4 protein-coding genes are annotated in these 2123 nt (G+C 30.9%); 1 reads left to right on the top strand and 3 read right to left on the bottom strand.

Going from position 1 to position 2123, the window contains the following annotated elements; all coding sequences use genetic code 11:
- On the bottom strand, positions 1–196 hold a 196-nt coding region (locus KPC_RS19285), incomplete at its 3' end, for an NUDIX domain-containing protein (RefSeq protein ID WP_121975923.1).
- Positions 197–526: 330 nt separating this feature from the next.
- On the opposite strand from KPC_RS19285, the gene KPC_RS19280 reads away from it, so the two are divergent.
- The gene (locus KPC_RS19280) at positions 527–964 is read left to right on the top strand and encodes an Imm44 family immunity protein (RefSeq protein WP_121975922.1); all 438 of its coding nucleotides are present in this window, start codon (positions 527–529) and stop codon (positions 962–964) included.
- A gap of 61 nt (positions 965–1025) precedes the next feature.
- On the opposite strand, the gene KPC_RS19275 is transcribed toward KPC_RS19280, so the two are convergent.
- Together KPC_RS19275 and KPC_RS19270 are read right to left on the bottom strand one after the other, a co-directional pair.
- A complete protein-coding gene (locus tag KPC_RS19275; RefSeq protein ID WP_171334558.1) occupies positions 1026–1394 on the bottom strand; it encodes a MazG nucleotide pyrophosphohydrolase domain-containing protein in 369 nt (122 codons plus the stop codon).
- The coding region (locus KPC_RS19270; RefSeq protein ID WP_213065917.1) for an HNH endonuclease at positions 1381–2123 on the bottom strand (743 nt) is incomplete at its 5' end. The genes KPC_RS19275 and KPC_RS19270, both read right to left, overlap by 14 nt.

The following is a 2123-nucleotide window of genomic DNA, read 5'->3' as shown; positions in this document are numbered from 1 at the left end:
CCGTACTGATTGATAAATTTAATTCTTCTTTAATTTCTCTGATAATGGCTGTTTCATTAGATTCATTTGACTCTACTTTGCCACCAGGGAATTCAAATTTATTGGCTAAATAATCGTATTTATGTGTACCTTTTTGAGCACATAAAATTTTACCTTCATGATGGATCACAGCAGCAACAACTTTAAGATGTTTCATAGAAAAATTATGATATTCAATTAAGAAGAAATTTATCAAAATATGATTTATTTTTAAACATAATATATCAAATTTAAAGGATATTTGACCTTGTACAAGGCAAGTGCTATTTTTATATTAGATTGGTCGTCGAGTAATCAAATATCGACCATAAAAAAGGCTCATCGAAAGATGGGCTTTTTGCTATTAATGTAAAATAATTGTTTAATTTAAACGATTCATATAAATATTGGGTATCGGGAAATAGACACAATAGTTTCATTTTTATTAGTTACTTTATTGAAAAATACTAATTTTAAATAAATCAAAATATTAGATAAAGGAATATATATGGATTTTTGGATGTCTATGGAGCTCAGTAAAGATGTCTTGACAGAAGAAGACATACTTGTATTGGGAGGAACACAAAATGAAATATCACGTGAAATGGTGCAGGAGTTAGAAAAAAGAGAATATAATATTCCATTGGATAAATGGAGATGTATTACCATAATGATGGGGAATAGAGGTTTTAGTGAAAGAGTAATGTATTCATTTAAAAAGCGAGAAATGGATTTCCGTTTAAAGATTGATCATGTTCCATTCTTGGCAGCAAATAAGCAAGGTAAGCAACAATTGATATTTGAAATGTTAATGAGAAGCTTGGATTTGTTGGAAGAGAAGTTTAAGAAAGTAAGACCTAAACTTGATAGTGATGTTTATAGTGAGCTAAACAGATTGAGAGAAGATGCACAGGAAATTGCTAAAAAACAAGGGTGGGTATTTTAAGTGTTTGATATATATAAGGTTTAACTTTTTAACATTGAATAATTGTAGTATCAATAACAGTTTATTTTTTTGCCTCTTTCCACCACTGGAGCATTTGTTCAAGGGTAACATCTTTTAAAGTCAAACCATTTTCCTTGGCTTGATCTTCAACATGATTAATACGTTTTTGAAATTTTGAGATTGCAATACCTAGACATTTTTCTGAATTCAAGTTTAAACGACAAGCCAAGTTTATGAGTGAAAAAAGACAATCACCAAACTCATCTTCTAATCGATCTCGATTAGTTACAGGAGCATTAATTTCTTGAAAGAGTTCATTAATTTCTTCCAACACTTTTTCTCTGGCTTGTTCGTGGCTATCCCATGTGAAGCCCTTAGATATTAATAAGTCTTGGATTTCTTCAGCTTGCTCTAAATTACTTTTTGGCATATCTCTTCTCATTAATTTCATGAAATTTACGATAATGATGTGTCATATACTCTTTAAACTTTTCAAGGTGTTTATTCTTAAAAGGTGGTTTAATCACAAAATCTAAGAGCTGATGATTAATGATAATTTCAAGGATTAAAGGGTCATCGACCATAATTAGCCTTAAAGTATCAGGATTGAAAGTTATAAAATAACGGTCAAACAGTTTATCCACTAAGGGAGATAATAACAAACCATTTCTCGCATCTAACCGCTCTTCATTTGTGCAATCACTCCATGGTTTTATATGGCTTGCCAGAAGTAAAGATTCATGTTTAATTCCAGTTAAGAGACAAGCAGAATTAAAGTTTTTAAGTAAGTCCTTTCTGAATTGTCCTTGGCCTAGACGAGACTGAACAAGTAGTTTCTTTTGAGTTTCTGATAGAGTTTTACTTTGATGAATTTCACCTATATCTTGATCAATTGTTTGAGCAGCTTCTTCAATATTGGGTTGTGAAGAATGAGGAGCATTAAATTTATCAAATACCTTTTTATTACTGTTTCTGTGTAGGATACTTTGGGATAAATCAAAAACACTTCCTAAATTTTTTAAAGAGTTATCTCTGATTTCTTCTTCCTGAATTTTTAGAATGGGATTACTGATCAGACCATTACGACCTTGAACACAAGAAGAATATCGAAAAGCTTCGTATATCTTGGCTACCAATGGATCGTCCGAGACAGAAAAAT

Source organism: Acinetobacter stercoris (assembly GCF_900323515.1).
Lineage (GTDB): Bacteria > Pseudomonadota > Gammaproteobacteria > Pseudomonadales > Moraxellaceae > Acinetobacter > Acinetobacter stercoris.
This window is presented reverse-complemented; position numbering and strand designations above follow the sequence as displayed.